The 22,276-nt window shown below is 67.6% G+C and carries 17 protein-coding genes; 3 read left to right on the top strand and 14 right to left on the bottom strand.

Translation table 11 applies throughout. From position 1 onward, the window contains the following. Window positions 1-307: 307 nt before the first annotated feature. The 5 genes from BM150_RS06810 to BM150_RS06790 form a co-directional block, all read right to left on the bottom strand. Window positions 308-958 carry a hypothetical protein gene (locus BM150_RS06810; RefSeq protein WP_175496717.1) on the bottom strand — a complete coding sequence of 217 codons (651 nt, stop codon included), beginning with the start codon at window positions 956-958 and terminating at the stop codon, window positions 308-310. A 515-nt stretch (window positions 959-1,473) separates the two neighbouring features. Next, window positions 1,474-2,253, bottom strand: coding sequence for an IclR family transcriptional regulator (locus BM150_RS06805; RefSeq protein ID WP_092925243.1), 780 nt, complete (start codon window positions 2,251-2,253; stop codon window positions 1,474-1,476). 137 nt (window positions 2,254-2,390) lie between these two features. Beyond that, window positions 2,391-3,593, bottom strand: coding sequence for a CynX/NimT family MFS transporter (locus tag BM150_RS06800; protein WP_217641425.1), 1,203 nt, complete (start codon window positions 3,591-3,593; stop codon window positions 2,391-2,393). A 396-nt stretch (window positions 3,594-3,989) separates the two neighbouring features. After that, window positions 3,990-4,802, bottom strand: coding sequence for an SAM hydrolase/SAM-dependent halogenase family protein (locus tag BM150_RS06795; protein ID WP_092925239.1), 813 nt, complete (start codon window positions 4,800-4,802; stop codon window positions 3,990-3,992). 69 nt (window positions 4,803-4,871) lie between these two features. Continuing rightward, window positions 4,872-5,282, bottom strand: coding sequence for a DUF2000 domain-containing protein (locus tag BM150_RS06790; protein ID WP_092925237.1), 411 nt, complete (start codon window positions 5,280-5,282; stop codon window positions 4,872-4,874). 406 nt (window positions 5,283-5,688) lie between these two features. Between BM150_RS06790 and BM150_RS06785 the strand changes: the two genes are divergently transcribed. Then, on the top strand, window positions 5,689-7,599 hold the full coding sequence (locus tag BM150_RS06785; protein WP_139219459.1) for a KedN5 family methylcobalamin-dependent radical SAM C-methyltransferase: 1,911 nt from the start codon (window positions 5,689-5,691) through the stop codon (window positions 7,597-7,599). Window positions 7,600-7,795: 196 nt separating this feature from the next. Here BM150_RS06785 and BM150_RS06780 read toward each other — a convergent pair whose 3' ends face one another. After that, window positions 7,796-8,425 (bottom strand): LysE family translocator, encoded by a 630-nt coding sequence (locus tag BM150_RS06780; protein ID WP_175496716.1) that lies wholly within the window; start codon window positions 8,423-8,425, stop codon window positions 7,796-7,798. Between the two features lie 105 nt (window positions 8,426-8,530). Between BM150_RS06780 and BM150_RS06775 the strand changes: the two genes are divergently transcribed. Further along, complete coding sequence (locus BM150_RS06775; protein ID WP_092925235.1) at window positions 8,531-9,007, top strand: Lrp/AsnC family transcriptional regulator; 477 nt, start codon at window positions 8,531-8,533, stop codon at window positions 9,005-9,007. Between the two features lie 11 nt (window positions 9,008-9,018). On the opposite strand, the gene BM150_RS06770 is transcribed toward BM150_RS06775, so the two are convergent. Both BM150_RS06770 and BM150_RS06765 read right to left on the bottom strand, forming a co-directional pair. Further along, the gene (locus tag BM150_RS06770) at window positions 9,019-10,362 is read right to left on the bottom strand and encodes an MFS transporter (protein ID WP_092925233.1); all 1,344 of its coding nucleotides are present in this window, start codon (window positions 10,360-10,362) and stop codon (window positions 9,019-9,021) included. 104 nt (window positions 10,363-10,466) lie between these two features. After that, window positions 10,467-12,071, bottom strand: coding sequence for a peptide chain release factor 3 (locus BM150_RS06765; protein ID WP_092925623.1), 1,605 nt, complete (start codon window positions 12,069-12,071; stop codon window positions 10,467-10,469). Between the two features lie 416 nt (window positions 12,072-12,487). Here BM150_RS06765 and BM150_RS06760 point away from each other — a divergent pair, with 416 nt between their 5' ends. Beyond that, window positions 12,488-13,972, top strand: coding sequence for a SulP family inorganic anion transporter (locus tag BM150_RS06760; RefSeq protein ID WP_217641423.1), 1,485 nt, complete (start codon window positions 12,488-12,490; stop codon window positions 13,970-13,972). A gap of 150 nt (window positions 13,973-14,122) precedes the next feature. Here the strand turns inward: BM150_RS06760 and BM150_RS06755 are convergent, their stop codons facing one another. From BM150_RS06755 to BM150_RS06730, 6 genes are all read right to left on the bottom strand, one after another. Then, window positions 14,123-14,497: a MerR family transcriptional regulator gene (locus BM150_RS06755; protein ID WP_092925231.1), complete on the bottom strand. Its 375-nt coding sequence runs from the start codon at window positions 14,495-14,497 to the stop codon at window positions 14,123-14,125. Window positions 14,498-14,663: 166 nt separating this feature from the next. Continuing rightward, window positions 14,664-16,823 carry a HelD family protein gene (locus BM150_RS06750; RefSeq protein ID WP_245755358.1) on the bottom strand — a complete coding sequence of 720 codons (2,160 nt, stop codon included), beginning with the start codon at window positions 16,821-16,823 and terminating at the stop codon, window positions 14,664-14,666. Window positions 16,824-17,076: 253 nt separating this feature from the next. Next, window positions 17,077-17,955 carry a fumarylacetoacetate (FAA) hydrolase gene (locus tag BM150_RS06745; RefSeq protein WP_092925229.1) on the bottom strand — a complete coding sequence of 293 codons (879 nt, stop codon included), beginning with the start codon at window positions 17,953-17,955 and terminating at the stop codon, window positions 17,077-17,079. Continuing rightward, window positions 17,952-19,289, bottom strand: coding sequence for a pyridoxal phosphate-dependent aminotransferase (locus BM150_RS06740; RefSeq protein ID WP_217641421.1), 1,338 nt, complete (start codon window positions 19,287-19,289; stop codon window positions 17,952-17,954). Before BM150_RS06740 ends, BM150_RS06745 begins: the two co-directional genes overlap by 4 nt. A 100-nt stretch (window positions 19,290-19,389) precedes the next feature. Beyond that, window positions 19,390-21,087 (bottom strand): AMP-binding protein, encoded by a 1,698-nt coding sequence (locus BM150_RS06735; protein ID WP_092925225.1) that lies wholly within the window; start codon window positions 21,085-21,087, stop codon window positions 19,390-19,392. Further along, the gene (locus BM150_RS06730) at window positions 21,084-22,238 is read right to left on the bottom strand and encodes a Glu/Leu/Phe/Val dehydrogenase dimerization domain-containing protein (protein ID WP_092925223.1); all 1,155 of its coding nucleotides are present in this window, start codon (window positions 22,236-22,238) and stop codon (window positions 21,084-21,086) included. The genes BM150_RS06735 and BM150_RS06730 overlap by 4 nt, the downstream gene beginning before the upstream one ends. Window positions 22,239-22,276 lie beyond the last annotated feature (38 nt).

Genomic DNA, 22,276 nt, shown 5'->3' with positions numbered 1-22,276 from the left:
CCGCCGAAGGATGCCCCGCGAACACGAGAAGGGCCGACACCGCACCCGCGATGTCGGCCCTCGCCGATATGTCAGTCAGTAACCGCTCGCCGCGATCCTCGCTGCTCCCCGCCTGGAAACCGACACCGGGCCCGCGCCGGACTCCGCGGAAGAACCCGGGCTGCTCGTATCGCGCGTGGACCCCCACGAGATCCCGCGCGCCGCCTACGAGCGCCGAACGTCCGGCAGGCGATCTTCCAACCACGGTGTCGGGCGGTTTCGACAGCGCACGTTCGACAGCTCACGTGCCGAAACCGGTCGTTGGATCTCAGTTGTGCGAAGGCGCGGGAGTCTCGGAAGCCAGCAGCTGGTCGTAGACCACTTCGTTGACCCAGCGGGAAACGGCGGTCTGCTCCACGGGAGCGCTGTCCGCGAACGACCTGCCCTCCAGCTCCACGCGGATGCTGTTCTCGTCGGCGCTGAGCACCGCCACACCGAACTGCCTGGCTCTGATCAGGCAGGTCGAGACGAAACCGTCGCGGTCGCTGACGCTGCGCGGGACCACGATCGCCGCGCTGGTGAAGCGCGCGAAGGGCACCACGGCGGTCAGCGCGGTACGCCAGTGCCGCGCCGGGGCGAGCACCCCGGACAGCCGTGCCGCAGCGGGCGGCACCCGGTCGCTCATCTCCGGCCACACCCAGGTGGCGATCTCCGTGCGGTCCAGCACCGGTGCACTGCCGACGCAGACCCGCTCGGCGTGCGCGTCCGGAACCAGCTCGGCGACCGGGACGACACGTCGCCCCAGCAACCGCACCGCGGGCAGCACGCTGCCCGTCCAATCGAGCGTTCCGACGGCGAGGTCGGCCAACTCCTCCACGGAGCTCGGCAGATCACACGTGTCGGTGAGCCCGGTCGAACAGATTCGAATCCCGTTGTCCCCGCGGTTGTCTCTCGCGGCGTATCCAGGTGTCGCGGTCAATTTTCCCGCCTCCAAGGGTGATTGCGCGAAACCAACGGCCGAAGCGGGCGGAACCGTCGGAACGGCTCCGGCTCCGCCTACTCGGCGCATCTGCACGTGCACCCGACTAGAACAGCCACGAGGGGGTTCTATGCGCTCACCTCGCGTTCGCTGCGACAGACGGCCAGTAGACGTCGGTGACCGGTAGCTGAATGGTTCGGGAAATTCGGTCCGGCTTGACCGCCATTCGGGTGAGCACGCGGCGAACCGACACCCGACACCTCTCGCTGATTTTCACCATCCGAGTGAACAGCCGACATGATTCGGCCACAGCGGGGCGGATCCCCACAACCACCCAGCACACGCCGGATCATCGAGGGACGGAACTCGGGAACATCCCCGAAAGGAGCTCGGGGCGGGTCGCGCGGACGATCCTTCCGAGGAGCTTTCGGCGGATCCGGCTCCGGACGGCCCGGGCGGTCGGCGATGTGCCCGAATCGGACCGATTACGAGCGGCCCCGACCGGAAAACCTCGATCAGTCCACACCGGCAGTCGTCCGGTTCGCCTCGGCCAACCGCTCCCCGATCGACCCGGCGGCCCGGGAGAGCGGCCGGACCAGCTTGGCGACCTCGGCGCGCGCGCTGTCCACCACCAGCCCGAGCGCGGCCACCACCTCGCCCTCGGAACGCACGGGCACGGCCACCGAGCAGGAACCCAGCGTCATCTCCTCGGTGGTCCAGGCGAAACCGCGCCGCTGGATCCCACCGATCTCGCGCACCAGCCTGCCCGGCTCGACGATCGTGTAGGGGGTGTGGCGGGAGAGGTGGTGGGCGCAGTACTCCTGCACCTCGTCCCGCGAGGCGTGTGCCAGCAGCACCTTGCCCACACCGGTGGTGTGCAGCGGCAGCCTGCCGCCGCTGCGGGAGATGATCGGGGTGGAGCGCCTGCCGGTGAGCTTCTCCACGTAGACGGCCTGCAGCCCGTCGCGCACCGCCAGCTGCACGTTGGCGCCGGTCTGCTCGTGCAGCTGCTGCATGTGGGGCATCGCCACACCGCGCAGCCCGGTGTGCACCGGAGCGAGCAGCCCGAGCTCCCACAGCCGCAACCCGATCGCGTAGCGCCCGTCGGACTCGCGCTGCAACGCGCCCCAGTTCTCCAGCTCCCCCACCAGGCGGTGCGCGGTGGCCAGCGGGATCTCGGCACGGTGGGAGATCTCGGTCAACGACAACCTGTCGGCGTCCGGGCCGAAGGCGGTGAGCACGCTCAGCGCACGCTCGGTGACCGAACGACCTGACTGCCTGCTGTTGCCCGCCATCGACCTCTCCCGATTCCTCGGCGTCGGGGAACCCGGTCGTGGGACGCGGTCGCCGCGTCGCGAATACCTGCCACGTACCGGCCCTCACCCGGAAAGATACTGGGAGGGTGAAACGACGCACACAGCGGATTCGGTGATCAGCCCACCGAGCGCTCCCCCGAACGGCGCACCGTCGATTCCGCACCGATGCGCAGTGGCCTCCCCGCACCGAGCGCGGCCAGCGCGCCGAACAGGCACACCGCCAGCAGCAGCCACATCGACAGCGTCCAACCACCGCTGATCTGGTGCAGCAGCCCGACGAGCAGTGGCCCGGTAGCCGCGACCAGATACCCCACCGCCTGCGCCATCGCCGACAACCGGGACGCCACGGCGGCGTCCGAGGCACGCAGCCCGATCACGCTCAGCGCGAGGCCGAACAGCGCGCCCATCCCGAAGCCGAGCACCACGGCCGCCACCCACATCCAGGAGAGCGGCGCCAGGAAGACCCCGAGCAGTCCCAGCGCCGAGACCGCCAGCAGCGACACGCCCAGCACCCGCTGGTCCGCACGCCTGCCCGCCAGCAGCGGCAGTGCCATGGCGCCGAGCGCCTGCACCAGCGTGGACACCGAGAGCACCAGTCCAGCGGCGGTGGCGGCCATCCCGCGGTCCTGGGCGATGGTGGGCAGCCAGCCGAACACCACGTAGGCCAGCAGCGACTGCAGCCCCATGAACGCGGTCACCTGCCAGGCCAGCGGGCTGCGCAGCAGTCGCACGGCCGAAACGCCGGAACCGGGGGCGACCGCGCGACCACGCCGCAGGAACGGCAGCCACACGAGACCGGCCAGCAGGGCGAGCCCGGCCAGCGCGATCAGCGGCACCCGCCAGGAGCCGCCGGCGGCACGCATCAGCGGCACGGCCAGCGCCGCGGCGAGGCTGCTGCCGAGCGTGAGGAACACGGTGTAGAGCGAGGTCACCAGCGTCACGCTGCCCGGGTACTCCCGCTTGATCAGCGCGGGGAGCGTGACGTTGGCGATTCCGACGGCCGCGCCGACCACGATCGTGCCGCCGAACAGCGTCACCGTGCCCGGCCCCGCGCGGAGCAGACTGCCCAGCACCAGCAGCGGCAGGCAGACCGCGACCACGCCCTCGTCGCCCCACCGGCGGCGGATGGAGGTGGCCGCGAGCGCGAACACGCCGAGGCAGACCACCGGCAGGGTCGGCAGCAGACCCGCGAGCCCGGGGGACATCCCCAGTCCGGCCGCGATGTCCGGCAGCAGCGCGCCCGCCGCCGTGAACGGCGGGCGCAGGTTCAGCGCCAGCGCCGCGATCGCCACCAGCAGCCACACCGAACGCTTTCGCACCGTTCACCGCCCTCCCGTCCGGCGTGCTCCCGACAGGGGTCGCGAGCCTCGCACCGGAGCCGCCGCACTCGAAGCGGGGGCTGTGCGGGAGGACGGCACCCCACGTCGACGTACCGCGATGACGCGGAACGCTCCGGAACGGCCTCGCAAGGCGGGCTCGGAGGTGATCATCGCCGCTTCGCGGCGAACAGGTGTCGAAACTGCCACTCCCACACGAAATCACGAACCCGGCTCCGGTGGAGAGCCTTCCGGATCGTGGTACGAGGCACCGGCTCGTTCGTCGTGGGAGGTTAGGGCGGCGTCGCGCCGCACGAGCGCGACGCGGCAGGGCGCCGCGTGGCCCGGCTGCGAACCGGGCCACGACGGACTACGTTTCCGCTGCCGTGCCACCGACGCTCAAGAGCGCCGCAGCGTGAGTGTGTCGCCCTCGTGCAGCGAGAACTTGTTCGCCGCGCTGCCCAGGTTGACCGCGACGGCGAGCCGGTCCGCGGAGTCGATGTGGGCCAGTGCCTCGCCTTCGGCGACGCTGCCGAACGTGTGTACGAAGGGGATCGGGTACGTCTCCCCGTTCGAGATCAACTCGAGTTTGGTCCCGACCGTGGCCCCACCCGACTCGAGGAACCCGGAATCCAGCGATGTCTGCAGGTTCCCGAAGCGGTCCTCGACGACGACCTCGGCGTAGAACGTGTCCCCCTCGTTACGGCGGACGGGATCGGGGATGCGGATCAGCTCGTCGACCGGAACAGCGGGACCGAACTCCTCCGGCGCGACACCGGCGGCGAGATGCGCGGCCGCCGGGGCGAAGATGTCGCGTCCGTGGAAGGTGTTCGAGATGGTGCCGAGCCGGAAGCCGGGATCGTCGAGTGCGTACGCGGCGTCGACGCCACCCAGCTCATCCGCCGCACGCAGCATCATCCCGTTGTCCGGCCCCACGAAGAGCTGGTCACCGACCACGAGGACGACGGGCTTGCGCGGGGTACCCACACCGGGATCGACCACTGTGAGGTGCACGGCGTCCTCCGGCAGATAAGGAACGGCCTGCCGGAATATCTCGGCACCGTGCCCGAGATCACCACGCGGCACGAGGTGGGTAACGTCGATCACGCGCGCGTCTGGGGCGATACGAGCCATGACTCCGTGGCAGATACCCACGAACTTGTTTTCCAGGCCGTAGTCGGTCAGAAAAGTGATCCATTTTTTGCGAGACATCAAAGTAACCCCGATCCCACTGTTCGAGCACCAGAAACGCTCTGATCAAAACAATACTTCGACACACCTTCATCGAAGGCTTTTCAGGTTTCCCGAAATGGACTTCACGGCCTTGCGCGGCCCGTGGAGCGCGATTCCGAGATACCCCATGCCGTCCATGCGTATATTCTTCTCGTATTCATCGTACGAACGGCTGCTGCGGGCCGCCTCGTTGAAGTCGATCACCACGACACCCGAGCCGATGGCCTTACGCCGGAGCGCGGGCAGCTCCGCACCGGGCGCCCCGAGAACCGGGAGCGGCCTGGTCCCTATCCCCGGATGGACCTCCCCCGCCGCGTCCTCGAGCTCCGGCCCCGTCCGAATGAGGCCGTGAGCACCGAGCGCCACGCCCAGCACCGCGGTGGTGTTGGCAGCGAGCCATCGCGGCAGCTCCTCGTCGAGCACGAGTACACACAGCTCCTCGTCCTCCTGGTCGGACATCGAACCCCCTCATGTGCGGGAAGACGGCAACGAAAAGGTGCCGGGTTTGATCAACAGCTTGCCCAACACACCCCCCTGTGTCACTAAATCCGGATCAAATTCGCCGAAACACCTCTCAGCACGAACAAAATCCGAGAGAGTCGGCAAGGAATCTTTCGATATCGAATACGGTGCATACCGTAGGATTTCCGAACAAACACAAAAACCGAGCGTTGACACACTGATCACAAACCAGGAGACTGCGATCAGGTCGCGCTGAATCGCAGCCGCGGTGGGGACGAACACAACGATGTTTCGGCGGCGTAAAAAATTCCTCGCGACCCCCACACCGACCCCGGCCGGGGTGCCCTATCTGCTCGTATCCGCGTGTTCCCGACGAACGGTCCCGACTGATTGGGAAATACCGATGCTCACAGTGAAGCTCGTCCAGCAGGGTGTATGGCACATGTCCAAGGAGTCCATGCCGCTCGCGGCGGGATACCTGGCCGCTTCCGTCGAGAGCGACACCCGCCTACGGGAAGAATGCGATATCTCGATAGAGAATTTTCCGGGTGATGTCACCCCGATCGAAATGGCGATCCAACTCCTTCGGGGCGGAGTACCCGACGTCGTCGGATTCTCCGTGCTGGGTTGGAATGTTCGACAGTTCTCCGCCGTGGCCGAATCGATCAAGCAGGCCAATCCGGAGTGCGTGATCGTCTTCGGTGGTAACCACGTCGCCCACCAGGCCACACGCGTGTTCAACAACTGCGACGCGGTGGACGTCGTCGTCAACGGCGAAGGCGAGTTCACGTTCCGGGATCTCCTGCACGCGCTGCTCGACGAGCGCAACTACTCCGAAATCGACGACATCTCTTTCCACGACACCGACGGACAGCTGGTCACGACCCCGGCACGGGACCGGATAACGGACCTGGACGAGATACCTTCCCCCATTCTGAACGGTTCCGTACCGTTGCTCGACGACAACGGTCGTTTCCGGTACGACGTCGCGCTGCTGGAGACCAACCGGGGGTGCCCCTATCACTGCGCGTTCTGCTTCTGGGGCGGCGCGGTGGGGCAGAAAGTTCGCGCGTTCTCCCGGGAGAGGTTACGTCGAGAACTCGAGGCGCTGGCGCGGGCCGGGGCCGAGACGATAGTGCTCTGCGACGCGAACTTCGGAATGCTGCCGCAGGACATGGAGTTCGTCGAGGACCTCATCGCCGTCAAGAGCAGGTACGGCTATCCGGTCGCCCTGGAGACGTCGTGGGCCAAGAACAAGAACGCGATGTTCTACGGAATAGTGCGACTCATGCGGGACGCTGGCCTGCAGAGCTCCTTCACGCTCGCTCTGCAGACGCTGGACGTCGACACGCTGTCCAACATGAACCGACGCAACATGAAGATCAATCAGTGGCGCGAGTTGGCGGAGTGGCTGGCGGCCGAGGGGCTCGACGCGTACGCCGAACTCATATGGGGAGCTCCGGGGGAGTCCCCGGACTCGTTCCTGGCCGGTTATGACGAACTCGCCAAGCACGTGTCCCGCATCGCGGCCTACCCCCTGCTGCTGTTGCCCAACACCGACTACACCGAACGTCGGGAGCTCTACGGTTTCGTCACCGTCCGCGGCGACCGCGACGACTTCGAGTACGTGCTGGCGAACAAGGACGTGAGCCTGTCCGAGAATCTACGGATGCAGCGTTTCCTGTTCTGGGCACGCCTGCTCGCCGAGAACGTCGTCCTCCGGAACATCTTCCCGGTGCTCCGGGCGACCGGGAGCATGACCCAGTCGGAGGCCATTCTGTCGTTGGCGGACTACGTCGACGAGCAGAACCGGCCGGGAGCCCGGTTGCTCACCCAGGCGGCGGAGCGCTCGACCGCCGATCCCGACTCATTGGCACCCGCACTGGAGTACTGCTTCACCGAGCCCGAGTTCGAAAGCCTCGTGGTCGACTGGTGGCACGACCGCCTCAGTCACGCCGTACCTGTCGAGTGGCGCGAGGCCGTCGGTGAGGTGCTGCGTTTCGACCTGGACACCCGTCCGCTCCCCGACGCGGAGAAACGCGGGTTCCCCGAGGCCGAACCGGTCGCGGAAGGAGCACTGCGTTACTGGGCCGTCGACCGGGAGTACTCGCACGACGTCCCCGAGCTCGTCCACACGGCCAAGGCGTCCGGAGAACTGCCAGGTCCGCCCGAGCGGGTGCACACCCCCGTGCGGTTGCTCTTCCGCGAAGGGTTCGCCGAGCTCGCACGCTCCACCAACCACGAGGAGACCGCCCACTACGTCGCTCGGGTGGAGTCGAGGCGCCGCGAGTGCTCAGCGCGCGGCGGCGTGTGAGACGGAGTGGAATCGCCACGTCGGATCTCGTAGGTGACGACACGGTGTCGCGGGCACGGCGGTCCGAACACTGTGTCGTCGACGACGGGTCCCGACGGGACTCCGCCGCGAGGAATCCGAGGAACCGGAAACCGTCCGGAATCCCTCGCGGGGAGAGCCTTCCGTCGCTCTCGGCGCGAGAGCAACCCGCAGGATCTCACAGTCCCCCCACGAGAGCCACCGCGCCGAGCGCGCCGAGCGCTGTCCCCGCCCCGGCGTCGACGGCGGTGCGGACGGACCCGCGTGCGAGCGTGGTGTGGATCGAACCGAGCGCGGTGACGTACAGGGTCCACCACGTCGCGGCACAGCCGACCACCAGCATCCCCATGAACAGGGTCTGCACGAACACGGGCGGCCCCGACGCGAGCAGGAACTGCGGCATGAAGGTGAGGTAGAACAGCAGTGCCTTCGGGTTGAGCACGTTGTTGAGAAATCCCTGCAGGAACGGCGAGTTCGCCCGTCGCGGCGGCGGTGGGGCCGTGGCGGGAGGACGTTGCCGCCGGCGCCACAGCGACAGCAGGACGAAGCCACCGAGCGCCAGGAGGTAGATACCTCCAACCATGCGCAGGATCGTCAGCATGGTGGTGCTGGCCGCTATCACCGCTGCCAGCCCACTGGCAGTGATCATGGTCAGCAACGCCAGTCCCGCGCAGATGCCCACCATCGTCCGGTAGCCCCGAGTCCGGTCACCGGCCACGGCATTCCTGGTCACCAGCACGAAATCCGGTCCGGGGACGACCAGCATCAGCACGGTCGTGCCGATGAAGACGAAAACATGCTCGATCATAAAGGTCCAATTGGGTGAGACCGGTTCAACATTCTCGGCGCGACTGGACCAAAGTCTCCGCTGACAACACGGTATGGGACAACACATCCGTGTAGAATTCGACCAATGTCCCGGTCTGTCCCATTGGATTCGGTGGATCTCAAAATTCTGGCGGCACTGCAGAACAATGCCCGGCTACCCAACAAAGAACTGGCCGCGACGGTCGGGATCGCGCCGTCCACTTGTCTGGACCGGGTGAACAGACTCCGCGAAACCGGAGTCATCGTGGGGTATCAGCTACGAGTCGATCCGGCCAAGCTCGATCGACCGCTGGAAGCGCTGCTCTACGTCCGGATGCAGCCGCATCGTCGTCCGCTGGTGGATCCCTTCGTCGAGCACGTCCTCAACCAGCCCGAGACCCGCGAGCTCTACCACCTGACGGGCCCCGACGACTTCCTCATCCACGTGGCGGCGGAGAACGCGAACGCTCTGCAACGACTGGTGCTCGACGAACTCACCGCACGTGACGAGATAGCCCTGGTGCACACGAACCTCGTGTTCCAGAGATGGCTCGGCGGTCCGCTCCTTCCGCCGGACGAGTGAGCGTCGTGGCGTCAGTCGGACCGATCCTCGGCCGGACCGGCGGCGGGCTGCTCCTCGTCCCGCTCGGTCGGGGGACGGTTGGGCGGCGCCGGTGGCGGGTCCCTGGTCAGCACAGCGGCCACGACGACCGCGACGGGCAGCAGGCAGAGCATGAGAAGCACGGGGCGGTAGGACACGGTCATCGAACGTCCGATCGCCAGCAGCGGCGGCCCGAAGGCGGAGGCTCCCACTGTGACGGAGTGGACCACCCCTCGGATGGATCCGATGTGACGCAGCCCGAAGCAGCGGGGAAAGGCCACCGCTTCCAGGGTGCGGATGCCGTTGGTGCACACGCCGAGCGCGAGTCCGTAGGCGAAGGCGGTCCAACCGGGGTGGACCCATCCGGCGCCGAGCGTGGCCACGGCGAGGACGGTCATGGTGGCGACGATGAGCACGCGGTCGGCCACGTGGTCGGCGAGCCAGCCGAGCAGGAAGCTGGCGGCGAGTCCGGCCAGTGTCTGGGGGATGAACACGGCCGCGGCCTGCGCGGCGCTCAGTCCCCGCTCGCCGAGCAGCGAGACCTGGTGGAAGGTCAGCGCGGTCGCCACGAGGCTGCACACCCCGACACCGCTCGCGACGACCCAGAACATGCCGGTGCGCATCGCCTCGGACAGCGTCCAGTCCACGGCAGGGCCGTTACGGCGCCCGGTTCCGCCACCGGAAGCGGACTCCCCCCGGTGTCCTTCGGGTCGGGGTGGGTCGCGCGGTAGGACGAGCAGCGCGGCGGGGACGACGAGCGCGAGGACGACCGTCCCTTCCAGGGCCCAGACCTCGCGCCAGCCCAGCTGGGAGACGAGCCGTTCGAGCAGCACCGGCACAAGGGAGATGCCCGCCGTGCCGATGGCCGAGGTGAGTCCCATCGCGAAGCCGCGGCGGCGGTGGACGTACACGGCCACGGTGGTGGTGGCCACCAGGTTGAGCGCTCCCTGCCCGCCGACCCGGATTCCGATGAAGGCCGCGGTCAGGCCGATGATGCCGGACACGGTGGACGCGGCGAGCAGGATGATCCCGAAGCAGGCACCGATGGCGGCCATGATCGTGCGGGGGCCGAAGCGGTCGATGACACGCCCCAGCAGCGGCATGACGAGCGCGCCGGAGATAGAACCCGCCATGTAGGCGGTCGAGACCACGGTGCGGGAGAGTCCCAGCGACTCGATGATCGGATCGACGAAGACCGACACGGCCGGGGTCTGTCCCGGGGCGGTCAGCGCCAGTGCCGTCGCGGTGGGAACGACCACGCGGGACAGGCGGGGCTCGGCCGCTGTGGTGGTGTTCGTCGCTGTAGTGCTGTTGTCGGATCCGTCTGGAGTGGACACTAAGCGGGTTCCTCGGTGGATTCGTGGGGTCGGCCGGAAGCGACGGGCTCGATCGCGAACGACGGTATCGGACGGAATCCGGGAAGTCCGCCGAAAGAGGGGGATCACTCCGCGTCGGCGACCAGGTTGCGCAGGTCCAGATCCGGGTTCAGCCGCACCAGCGAGCGCAGCGCGATGTTGTCGGTGAAAACGGCCAGGGTGACACCGTCGCGGCGTTCCAGGACCTCGCTGTTGTGGGTCCGCAGCGCGGCGGACTGGTTCCGGTCCCCGACCAGGCGAACCACCTGGTAGGGCAGCCGTTCCAGCTTGATCGGCGCGCGGAACTCCGACTCCATCCGCTGCGTGACGACGTCGAACTGCATCGGCCCGACCGCCGCCAGCACCGGAGCTCCCTCACCACGAACCTCGGAGTGCAGCACCTGGATGACGCCTTCCTGGGCCAGTTGCTCGACACCGCGCCGGAACTGCTTCGCCCGGCCGGGATCGCTCGTGCGGGCCACCGCGAAGTGCTCGGGGGCGAAACTGGGGATGCCGGGGAACTCGACGGCGGGCTTGCCCTCGTACAGCGTGTCCCCCACCCCGAGCGCGGAGGCGTTGACCAGGCCGACCACGTCGCCGGGGTAGGCGGTCTCGACGGTGTCGCGCTGCTGACCGAACATGTGCTGGGCGTACTTGGTGGCGAAGGGTTTCTTCGTCGCGGCGTGGGTGGCGACCATGCCGCGCTCGAACTCGCCGGAGCACACCCGGGCGAACGCCACCCGGTCCCGATGGGCGGGGTCCATGCCGGTCTGCACCTTGAACACGAACGCCGAGAACGGTGCGTCGAGCGCTCGGGGGTTCCCGCGCGTGTCCGGCCGGGTGGCGGGCTGGGGTGCCAGCCGCACCAGCAGGTCGAGCAGCTGCCCGACACCGAAGTTGCGCACCGCCGAACCGAACAGCACCGGCGTGGCCACGGCCGCGCGGAACGCCTCGGTGTCGAGGTCACCGCCGGATTCCGTCAGCAGCTCGGACTCCTCGACGGCCCGGTTCCACTCCTCGCCGACCTCCGACGCGGCTTCCTCGGCGGTCAGGCGGTTCTCCCGCGCCAGGTGGGCGCCGCCGTCGGTGCGTTCGTAGCCGACGAACTCCCCGGACTCGCGGTCGAGCACGCCCTTGAAGTGTCCGGCCTCGCCGACCGGCCAGGTCAGCGGCATCGGTTGGAGCCCGATCCGTTCGCTGATCTCGTCGCACAGCCGCAGCGCCTCGCGCCCGGGGCGGTCCCACTTGTTGATGAAGGTGATCACCGGGATGTCGCGGTGGCGGCAGACGTCGAACAGTTTCAGCGTCTGCGGTTCCAGCCCCTTGGCGGCGTCCAGCAGCATCACCGCCGAGTCCACCGCCGCCAGCACCCGGTAGGTGTCCTCGGAGAAGTCGGCGTGGCCCGGCGTGTCCAGCAGGTTGATCACGCAGTCGTCGTACTCGAACTGCAGTGCCGCCGAGGTGATCGAGATACCGCGGCTCTGCTCCATCTCCAGCCAGTCCGAGACGACCCCGCGACGACCGGCCTTGCCGTGTACCGCACCGGCCTCCGAGATCACCTTCGCGTGCAGCGCCAGCGCCTCGGTCAGGGTCGACTTTCCCGCGTCCGGATGACTGATCACCGCGAAGGTGCGGCGCCGCGCCGCCTCCCCCGAGGGGTCCGCGTGCTGGGTCCGAGGGGCCGTGCTCAATCTGTCTCCCGCTGTAGCCGGATCGCCGGGGTTCGTCCCACCGGCGCTCGTCGAATCACCACGCGGCCGGACCGTCACGTCGATCCGCGCCGGTACGAAAACGCTGTCGTGTCGGAGATGCCGCCGGTCGAGCCCCGGCACGCAACACTTACGTCAGTGTAGGTTTCCGCATGCGGAACGGTTCCGTCCCCCGGCCGGACCGAGCGCGCGAGAACCGCCGTCCGGCGGGAACAGCGTCGAGCCGGGCGACGCCTCACACGGGAAACAGCACGGTAAGCCGGGTCACACTCCGAGCTGAATCACACTCTTCCCAACAATACCCTGACGTAAGGGTAGTGTTGGACTCGATCGCGGGGCCCATCGGCGTGCCCTCCCACTGAGGTCGACTTTTCCGTTTCCGTCGTTACCGAAAGAAGATGATGTCGCTTCCCGCTGTCCTACGAACACGTCCGTCCTGGTTGTCCCCGCGAGTACTGCGCACCGAGGCGCTGGCCGGACTCGTCGTCGCGCTCGCACTCGTCCCCGAGGCGATCTCGTTCTCCATCATCGCCGGGGTGGACCCGCGCGTAGGCCTGTTCGCCTCGTTCACCATGGCCGTCACGCTCGCGTTCGCCGGTGGGCGCCCCGCGATGATCTCCGGGGCCACCGGGGCGATCGCGCTGGTCGTCGCTCCCGTCGCGCAGCAGCACGGCGTTGAGTACCTGGTGGCCACCGTCGTCCTGGGCGGAGTGATGCAGGCCCTGCTCGGCGCGCTCGGCGTCGCCCGGCTGATGCGCTTCCTGCCGCGCAGCGTGATGGTCGGCTTCGTCAACGCGCTGGCCATTCTCATCTTCACCGCCCAGCTGCCCTACCTGACCGACGTCTCCTGGAAGGTCTACGCGCTGGCCGCGGTCGGACTGGGCATCATGGTCGGCCTGCCCCGGCTGACCAAGGCGATCCCGGCCCCGCTGGTGGCGATCGTGGTGGTCACCGGCATCGCCGTCGCCGCGGGAATCCCCGTCCCCACGGTCGGTGACCAGGGGCAGCTGCCCGACAGCCTGCCGGTGCTCGGCATCCCCGCCGTGCCGATGACCTTCGAGACCCTGCGGATCATCGCCCCCTTCGCGCTGGCGCTGGCCCTGGTGGGACTCATGGAGTCGCTGATGACGGCCAAGCTCGTCGACGGCCTCACCGACACCCACTCCAACAAGACCCGCGTCTCGTGGGGACAGGGCGTGGCCAACATCGTCACCGGCTTCTTCGGCGGCATGGGTGGCTGCGCGATGATCGGGCAGACCATGATCAACGTCAAGTCCGGCGCCCGAACCCGGCTGTCGACCTTCCTGGCGGGGGCGCTGCTGCTCGTGCTCGTGCTCGCGCTGGGCGACGTCGTCGCGCTGATCCCCATGGCCGCCCTGGTCGCGGTCATGGTCATGGTCGCGGTGGGCACCTTCGACTGGCACAGCATCCACCCGAGAACGCTGCGGAGGATACCCAAGAGCGAGACCACCGTCATGCTCGCCACCGTCGCGGTCACCGTGTTCACCCACAACCTCGCCATCGGGGTCGTGGTCGGCGTGGTGGTGGCACTGGTGCTCTTCGCTCACCGGGTGGCGCACCTGGTCAGCGTGGACAGCGTCCTCGACCCGGACGGCAGCACGAAGATCTACCGCGTGACCGGCCAGCTCTTCTTCGCCTCCAGCAACGACCTGGTGTTCCAGTTCGACTACGCCAACGACCCCGCCAACGTGGTCATCGACCTGTCCGAGGCCCACGTCTGGGACGCCTCCACCGTGGCCTCGCTCGACGCGATCACCACCAAGTACGAACAACGCGGCACCGAGGTGACCATCTCGGGGATGAACGAACCCAGCGAGCAGCGGCACGCCGCCCTCGCGGGCAACCTCGGCGGCCAACACTGATCGGGCACCGCTTGATCGAGCACCACTGACAGAGCACCGCACGGGCGGTACAGCGGTCGCGCTGCCGCCCGTGCGGCCCCGACCGCTCGAAATCGGGCCGAACCCCATCGGGGTGTTCCGCGCCCAGCCCGGGTCACGAGCGCGACCCGCTCAGTCGGCCAGGCGGTTGTGCAGCGTCTCGGCGAACTCCTCGGCGGTCCGCAGTCGGCTCCGCAGCCGGTCGCACTGCTCGTCGGCCTTGTGCTGGAAATCCCGCAGCCGCTCCCGCTCCCGGTCCGTCAGCTCGGCGGTATCCCGGGAGAGCAGCTCCAGCAGCTCACGCATCTCCTCGAGCTGGAACCCCAGCGGCTTCATCCGCTTGATCACGGCCAGGCGCCGCAGATCGGCCTCGGTGTACAGCCGGAATCCGCCCTGACTGCGCGCGCTCGGCACGACCAGACCGACTTCCTCGTAGTAGCGGATCGTGCGCAACGACAGGTCGGTGCGCTCGGCGACCTCACCGATCTGCATATGCCCGTCCACCATGCCGTCCTTTCCTCGCCACCCGGAACGCCCGTTGTTCGCAACGACGGTGGCCAACGATTCTCGCGCACCGACGTGCCCGACCGGGCACGGACCACGTGTGCGGATCGCAACCGTGGGCGCACCGAGTCTCACCGGGAAGACGCGGACGTACCGGTGAGGCCCGGAGTCACCCCATCCGTACCTCAGCGGGGTGCTCTCGGACCTCGGCCGCACCGGCACCGGAGAGCACCTCGGAGTGCCGCGCGAACTCCAGGAAGCGCGACAGCCGCCCGGCATGGGTCAGGTGGAGTTCGTGCATCGCCCTGGTGCAGGCGATGTAGAGCATGCACCTGTCCATCTCGTCGGCGTAGTTCGCGTCGTCGACCTCCGGGACGATCACGGCGTCGAACTCCAGCCCCTTGGAGACGTGTGCCGAGGTGACGACGATGCCGCCGGTGAACTCCGTGCTCTCGTAGTCGAGCAGGGTCAGTTCGACACCGGCCTCGGACAGGAAGCCGTGGAGCGCCTCCGCCTGGGTGACGGTCTTGCAGATGATGCCGAGGGAACGGTGCTCGCTGGCGCCGTGCCGCTCGACGACGCCCAGGATTCGTTCCCGCTGCGCCCGCTCGTCGGAACAGGCGACAACCCTGGGCTGGGGCCCGTGCCGCTCGATCGGGACGAGCTTGTCGTTCCTGGAGACGCGCTGGGCGAACTCGGTGATCTCGATCGTGGAGCGGTAGCTCTTGCACAGCTCCAGGCAGTCGGCCTCCGGGAAAACGCTGTGGATCGTGGCCAGTGACGAGGAGCTGAACGGGTTCACCGACTGGTTGGAGTCGCCCAGGATCGTCATGTCGCAGGAGAAGAGCTCGCGCAGCACGGCGTACTGCACCGGCGTGTAGTCCTGCATCTCGTCGACCACGAGGTGACGGATGTGGCCGTAGCCCTCCTGCCTGGCCGTCCTGATCATGGTGTAGATCAGCGGGAACACGTCGGCGTACTCGATCCGCTTCCGGGCGAGCGGCTGGAACATGCCGCGCCGGGCCGGATCGTCGTAGAACGCCTTGTACAGGGCCAGCGCGTCCTTGTAGGGGAACATGGCGTGGACCTGCCTGCGGACGCTGGAGGCGTCCGAGGAGGACCACTTGCCGCCGCCCCTGTCCAGCACCTGCCGCTTGAGCTGGTTCACGGCCCTGCTCGCCACGCGGTCGAGCCGGGTGAAGATCGGAAGCCCCCTGGCCTCCTCGAAGGCGTCGGCGACCCAGTCGGACGAGAGCCGCCTGCTCTTGCGCTCGATCTCGGCGGGCGTGAAGTCCTCGTCCGCGCGCGCGGCGATCCACTCGTCGAGCTCGGCGACGAACTCGGGCCTCGCCTTGTAGCGCATCCGCTCGGCCGCCGCCTCGTCGCCGTTCTCCAGCAGTTCGATCACCTGCTCGCTGAACGTCTCGTAGCCGGTGACCTTGGCCAGGAACTTGCCCGCGATCCTGTCGAAGTCGATCTCGGAGACCTGTTCCTCGCCCAGTTCGGGAAGCACGTCGGCGATGTAGTCGCCGAAGACCCTGTTGGGCGAGAGAATCATGATGTTGTCGGACGAGAGGGTGTCCTTGAAGCGGTAGAGCAGGAACGCCACGCGGTGCAGCGCGATCGACGTCTTCCCGGAACCCGCCACGCCCTGCAGGATCAGCACCCGCGCCGTCTCGTTGCGGATCACGGCGTTCTGCTCCCGCTGAATGGTCGCCACGATGTTCTTCATCCGGTCGTCGGCGGACTCGCCCAGCTCCCGCTGCAGCACGTCGTCACCGATGTTCAGCGAGCTCTCGAACATGTACTCCAGCTGCCCGCCCCGGATCTTGTACTGGCGCTTGCTGGTGATCTCGCCGTGGATGGTGCCCACCGGCGCCTCGAAGAACGCCTCCCCGGACTCGAAGTCGTAGAAGAGCGTGGAGACCGGCGCGCGCCAGTCGTGGATCAGGATCTCCTGGGTCTCGGGGTCCGAGAAGTTGTGCACCCCGATGTAGTGGGCACTGGGCTCCGCGTCGCTTTCCGCGCGGAAGTCCACGCGCCCGAAGTAGGGCGACTCCAGCAGCCGTTCGACGCGTTCCCGCCGCTTGACCGAGTGCTCACCCTGGGCGACCGACAGATCCACGTCGACGCGGAACCTGGCCTTCTCGGAGCTGTCCATGTCGCGCCAGTGCTCCCACAGGTGCTCCTTCTGCGCCTGGATGAACTCGGCTGACCTGTCGATGGAATCGACCAGCCGCTCCAGCTCAGTGTTCAGCAGCCGCGTCGTCTCGGCCAGATGCCGACGCTCCCGCTCTTCCTCTCGCGTCCGCGGATCCGTCAAGGCCACCTCCGGGTCGGGTCTCCGGATAGAATCTACCCTCACGTCAGGGTAGAGTAGTGGCTCGATCACGGTCCCCGCCGGTACGCGGACGGCCCACCGTCCGAAGAGCGAGTCGCTCCCGGGAAGACTCACGCTTGTGCCGCGACCGCCCCAAGTCGCGGCACGAACGCGAAGCGCGCGGACCCGGGGGACGAACGTCACGTGCCGCCCTGTCGCGGAGAGTTCCCGCCTACTTCCCCGCGACGCGTCTTCGGCGACCTCACGCACCGAACCGAACGGGATTGGCAAAAGCGACATCGTGACTACGCACATCGATGGCTATCCGGTCACCGTCGGCGATCCGGAACCCGTCGTGGTAACTGGCCTTGTCGGCTCCGAGGAGCACGTAGTTGACCATGCCCGGGCGACGTACCGCCGGGTACTCGAAGAGGTTGTCCATCATGTCCCGCACCCTGAACTGCAGGGAGTCCTCGCCACAGCTGAAATCCCCCTCCCACGCCGTGGTGCCCGCGCGTTCGATGGCGACGCGACCGGTAACCGTTCGCGGTGGCTCGTCGAGGAAGAGATACGGCAGGAGAGCCGTGTCGCACAACTTGCAGTACGGATTCCAGCCCGGATTCCGCGTGTGCAGACCGATGTCGCACAGGTCGTTGCCGAAGGTGTAACCGGCGTAGTGCGGGTTGCCCTCGTCGTCGTTGACGTAGACGAGTGCGACTTCCGGTTCCTCGATGAGCGCCACGGGCTCCCTGGGGACGACCAACGCCTCCTCCGGCATGCACGCCCAGGCCCCCATGCCTTTGAAGAACCAGTTCGGTGGAACGAATCCCTCGTCCTCGGCCGGTTCGGTGTCGAACTTGGACCGGTGGGTACGCATGAATCCACTCAACATCGCGCTGTCGGTGTTCCGGGGCAGCAGCGGCGGCAGAAAGCGCAGCCGCGGATCGTCGGGGGCGACCGTGACGGCGACGTCCCCATCGGCACGGCGGGTGACGATCTCCTCGGGACTGTCCACGGCCGTGAAATCGGCCCGCAGCCGACCGTCGGCGACCGGGTGGAGGGTGTGCTTTTCGCCGACGACCGGCTTTCCGAAGCCGACGTAGCGTTCACCGGCGAACTCACACTCGAACAGGATGGTCATGACACAGGTCCTTCCGGATGCGGAGGAGTGGACGGAGCGGTGCGGGAACAGGAGTCCCGGTTCGAAGAGCCGATGAGATCGGTCAGGACTTCCCCGATGCGATCGAGGTTGCTCCTGATCCAGGGCAGGGAGAGCGGATCGGGTGAGCGCACGGCTTCCGCGCGTTGCTCGTCGCTCTCCCCGTAAAGCCTGCTGGTCGCCGCTCGTAGGCGCAGACCGGAGGCGGGCTCACCGAACTCGCTGCCGGGCAACACACCGATGCCGTAGCGTTCGAGCAGCAGACTCGTCAGTTCGGCGCCGGTGTGAACATCGTGTCTCGCCGCGAGGCGAGAGCGCAGTGGTTCGAAATCGGGGTACAGATAGCAGGTGGCACGCACCGGTTCCAGGCGCGTCCCCACCGCGGTGAACCGTTCGGCGACGGCCCGCGCGACCTTCTGGTGCAGCCCGCGCAGCGCGGCCACATGCCGGCTGATCTCCGGGGGCTCCTGGAAGGCGTACGCCGCCGCCCGCTGCACGGGTGCCGCTGGGCTGGACCAGATCTGGCTCGCGATTCCCAGGAGCCGGTCGCGCAGGGTGTGACCGAGCGGACCGTCGGGCAGCCGGGCGACCCCGAGCCGCCAGCCACCGAGTGCCAAATTCTTGGTGAGGCCGGTGGTGACGATCGTACGCTCGGGCGCGAATGCCGCCGGGGAAATCGGAGGTGCCGCGGAATCGAAAACGAGATCACAGTAGATCTCGTCCGAGATGATCACCAGGTCCAACCGCTGGGCGACCGCACACAACCGACGGACCGTTCCGGAGGAGGCGAAGGTGCCGGTCGGGTTGTCCGGCAGCGTAACCACGACCGCCCGAACCTCGTGTCCGTCGGCTCGCGCCGCGGTGACTTCCTCGTGCAGCCGGTCGGGGTCGGGCACACCTCCTTGGCCGGGAAGCACAGGGCAGGAGATGGTTCGCTGACCGGCCAGAGCCGCTTGCGCGGCGTAGCTGACCCAGCTCGGACGGGGGATCACCACGCTGCCGCCGAGCGCCAGCAGCACGGCGAACAGCAGCGACTTGCTGCCAGGGCCGCACATGACGAGATCAGGATCGATCTCCAGGTCGCGGCGCTGCCAGTAACCGGCTACCGCGGTACGCAGTTCGGCACTGCCCGCCACCGGCCCGTAGCTGTTGCGGTGGGCGGCCTGAGCGAGCCGCTCGGCGAGGGAGGGATGGACGGGAACACCGATCTCACCGCTGGCCATGGAGATCACGTGTTGACCAGCGGCACGCTTGCTGTCCAACAGCGCGTCGGCGGCGAGCGTGGCCGACATGGCCGGTGAGGAGCTTGTGGACATGATTTTCGCTCCGGGGAATCGCGGGATTCCGGACATGATCGCGGGGAGGTCGCTTCCGCGTGGCTTGCCGCGGCCGGATCGAACCACGCGGAAGCGGTACTCAGTCGGCGGCGTACCGCCTTCGCAGTTCCGCCTTGCGAACCTTGCCGGTGAGGGTTTTGGGCAGTGCGGGCAGCGTCTCGAGACGCTCCGGGAGGAACTGTTCTTGGTGACCGGAGCACCGGAGATGTTGCCGCAGTTCGTCCAATGTGGGCTTTTCCGCCGAGTCGGTGGCGACCACGGCCACGATCATGTCGTCGATCTGACCGTTGAGTCCCACCAACGCTGCCTCGGTGACCCTCGAGTGCCGAGCGAGAGTGGCCTCTATCTCGGTCATGGGAACCACGACCCCGTTTCGCAGGATCGCGTCCTTGGCCCGGCCGAGAATTCGGATCCCGCCACGTTCGTCGTCCCGGGCCACGTCCCCCGTATCGAACCAGCCGTCCCCGTTCAACTGCGCGACGAAGACATCCTCGCGCTTGTAGTACCCCAACGCCTGGGAAGCGCCCCGGACCCGCAGCCGACCGACGTCCGCCCGCCGTTCGGGATCCTGGCACGCGTCGATGCGGATCTCCATGGAATCGATGGGTCTACCGTTGCTGTGAGCGGCCCAGTCCTGGTTGTAGTCGAGATGCGTGATGGTGACCGGTCCGTACTCGGACATGCCCCACACCGAGTACGTACGAGCCCCCAACATGTCGCGCAGCTCGTCCACCAAGGGTTGCAGCACCGGAGCCGAACCGGTCACCACATGACGAATCGTGCCGACCTCGCGTGGCTCGGATCGCTGCGAGGCGGCGATCTCCGCCAGAGTGGGTGGTGGTCCGTACAGCAGGGTGGCACCGTACCTTTCCACCAGGTCGAGGAGCGCCTCGTTGCGTCGAACGTCCTGGAAGGCGATCGTTCCTCCCAGCATCACTCCGGTGAGAACGCCCTGACCGAAGCCGGAGTAGTGGACCAGCGGAGTGGTCACCACAGCGACCAGGCTGTCGTCCAGCAGGAACGCGTCGGCATAACCGCGCAGCGCGGAATGGACGGTGTTCTGACTGTGCAGCACTCCTTTCGATTCTCCGGTGGTACCCGAGGTGAACAGCACGACGAACGGATCATCGGGGCCCAGCTCGTTTCCGCCCAGTTTCCCCGCGTGGCTGTCCTCCCGGGCAGCGGCGAGGAAGTGCTCGTCGAAGTCCTCGGCTCCGTCGGGGACGCGGCTACCGACGACCACCACGTGCTCCAGAGTCGGCAGCTCAGCACGCAGTGCCAGCGCGACCGCGGCCAGTTCTTCCCCTTCCCAGCGGGAGATCGTGATGCACACACTGGCTTCGGTCAGCTCGAGCCGGTGTCGTAGTTCCGCTTCGGGACAGGCCGGGTCGACGGGGCAGATGGTCGCTCCGATGCGCATGCACGCGAACATCAGGGGCACCATCTCCCACCGGTTGGGCAGTTGTACCGCCACCACATCGCCTCGTTCGACGCCCAGTTCCAGGAGGGCTCCCGCGAACCGATCGGTGAGCTGGGCGAGCTCCACGTAGTCGAGGGTGTCGGTGTGTCCCTCCGTGATCCGGCGGCCCGCGATCGCGAGCTTGTGCGGCCGCGAACGAACCTGTCGCCACAGATCGTCGAGGAAGGTCTCCTCCCGCCACCAGCCACGACAGCGGTACATCCGCCTACGCTCCGCTGTGTCGCGGGGAATGTTCCTGGTGGAATCACTCGTGTCGGCCGTGCCCACCGAGGGATCCGCTGTGCTCGGCGAGGTCATCGACGCTCCTTCCGTCGGTCGGACAGCAGGGCGGGCAACGGGTCCTGGGTCCACGCGGAAGCGACTTCCAGCAAGTCCCGCGTATTACGACGTACCCGGTCGCCCACCCAGTCGAAGACCCACTGCTTGCGCTTGTCGGCTTCCAGCTCGAACGGCACGATGCGGGTCAGCGCCAGAGCCGCGGAGGCCACGCCTCCGACATTGGCGACGACGTCCGGGACGACGGTGAGACCTTGCACCGTCATCTTCGCCTTGGCCTCGGGGCTGATGGTGATGTTTCCGCCCTCGACCACCAACCCCGCTTTGACCCGGTGGACGTTGGAGGCGTTGATGGCGTTGTGGTTCGCCGCGAGGATCAGCAGATCGGCCTCGACGTCCAGCCAGGACTCCGGCTCGTGCGATTCCGTGACGCTTTCGGGCAGGCGGGAACGATCGATCCTTCCGAAGCTGTCGGTGATGCTCTCCAGCTGCTCCACGGGAAGTTCGCGGGCGCTGATGGTTCCCTCGACATCGGCGACACCGACGATGCGGTGGCCCCGGTCCGCGAGGAAGCGGGCGACCGAACGGCCGACGGTCCCGAAACCCTGGATGACGACTCGGCAGGAGGAGCCTGCCCTGTGAAGCGCGTCGAGGGCGGTCGTGGCCGCTACACCGACCCCGTGGCCCGTGCAGTCCACCAGTGGTTCGTAATAGGTACGCCAGTCGTAGGGCATGTCGACGGCGCGCGCCCTGTAGCGCGGATCGTAGTCGGCCGCTTCGAAGAAGACAGCGCGGTCCGCCGGAGTGACACCCAGATCGCATCCCAGGTGAATACCACCGTGAAGCAGCGGTGCGACGGTACGCCCGAAAGTCCGCAGCACTTCCTCGCGCTCCGGTCCTTGTTCGGGCCCCGCGACGACACCCGCCTTGGCACCGCCGATGGGAAGCCCTACGAGGGTGAGTTTCTGAGTCATCGCCCGGGCGAGTGCACGCACCTCCTCCTCGGTGACGTCCTCGGTCATCCTGGTGCCGCCGATGGCGAGCGAGTCGACCAGTTCGTCGACGACCACCCACCCCTTGGCGGAACCGCCGCTGCCGTTGAGGGACACCACGAAGGCGGGATCCTGGCTCTCCTCGCACGAGGGGGACGAATGAGAATCTTTCTGCGTCATGACGACCTCATGGGATAGTTATCGTGAATCGTGACGAG

The sequence above is a fragment of the Actinopolyspora alba genome, from assembly GCF_900112765.1.
GTDB classification, from domain to species: domain Bacteria; phylum Actinomycetota; class Actinomycetes; order Mycobacteriales; family Pseudonocardiaceae; genus Actinopolyspora; species Actinopolyspora alba.
The sequence above is the reverse complement of the archived record's forward strand: the minus strand, read 5'-3'. Positions and strand labels throughout refer to the sequence as shown.

Bases quoted from the DNA above. Each gene is read 5' to 3' on its own strand.
- BM150_RS06760 (WP_217641423.1), top strand. From the start codon at position 12,488: ATGATGTCGCTTCCCGCTGTCCTACGAACACGTCCGTCCTGGTTGTCC.
- BM150_RS06805 (WP_092925243.1), bottom strand. From the start codon at position 2,253: ATGGCGGGCAACAGCAGGCAGTCAGGTCGTTCGGTCACCGAGCGTGCG.
- BM150_RS06755 (WP_092925231.1), bottom strand. From the start codon at position 14,497: ATGGTGGACGGGCATATGCAGATCGGTGAGGTCGCCGAGCGCACCGAC.
- BM150_RS06775 (WP_092925235.1), top strand. From the start codon at position 8,531: ATGTCCCGGTCTGTCCCATTGGATTCGGTGGATCTCAAAATTCTGGCG.
- BM150_RS06745 (WP_092925229.1), bottom strand. From the start codon at position 17,955: ATGACCATCCTGTTCGAGTGTGAGTTCGCCGGTGAACGCTACGTCGGC.
- BM150_RS06790 (WP_092925237.1), bottom strand. From the start codon at position 5,282: ATGTCCGACCAGGAGGACGAGGAGCTGTGTGTACTCGTGCTCGACGAG.
- BM150_RS06785 (WP_139219459.1), top strand. From the start codon at position 5,689: ATGCTCACAGTGAAGCTCGTCCAGCAGGGTGTATGGCACATGTCCAAG.
- BM150_RS06780 (WP_175496716.1), bottom strand. From the start codon at position 8,425: ATGATCGAGCATGTTTTCGTCTTCATCGGCACGACCGTGCTGATGCTG.
- BM150_RS06735 (WP_092925225.1), bottom strand. From the start codon at position 21,087: ATGACCTCGCCGAGCACAGCGGATCCCTCGGTGGGCACGGCCGACACG.
- BM150_RS06740 (WP_217641421.1), bottom strand. From the start codon at position 19,289: ATGTCCACAAGCTCCTCACCGGCCATGTCGGCCACGCTCGCCGCCGAC.
- BM150_RS06795 (WP_092925239.1), bottom strand. From the start codon at position 4,802: ATGTCTCGCAAAAAATGGATCACTTTTCTGACCGACTACGGCCTGGAA.
- BM150_RS06730 (WP_092925223.1), bottom strand. From the start codon at position 22,238: ATGACGCAGAAAGATTCTCATTCGTCCCCCTCGTGCGAGGAGAGCCAG.